The sequence below is a fragment of the Paraburkholderia sp. SIMBA_053 genome (assembly GCF_046534895.1).
Lineage (GTDB): Bacteria > Pseudomonadota > Gammaproteobacteria > Burkholderiales > Burkholderiaceae > Paraburkholderia > Paraburkholderia caledonica.
In genome coordinates, this window is sequence record NZ_JAWRXU010001515.1 from 1 (window position 1) to 242 (window position 242).

Consider the following 242-nt stretch of genomic DNA (forward strand, 5'->3'; position numbering starts at 1 on the left):
TGTTTGTTTTTGCATTTACATTAAGCTGTCCATTTACTGAAATTGGAAGTGACAATTTTTGTGGCTCTGATGAATTGTTGATAAGATCGCTTTTAAGGGTGATGCTGTTTCCGGCAATAGAATAATCGGAAGCATCTGTATCGAAGACAATCCTAGATACTGTTAATCCTGAAATATTATTGCTTAGGGCCGTGTTTGTCTGGGAATCTTTAAATGTTAAAATGGCAGGGCTTACCGGTACA

General features: G+C 37.2%; 1 protein-coding gene. It reads right to left on the reverse strand.

From position 1 onward, the window contains the following. The coding region (locus SB753_RS40640) for a hypothetical protein (RefSeq protein WP_410805623.1) at window positions 1–242 on the reverse strand (242 nt) is incomplete at both ends.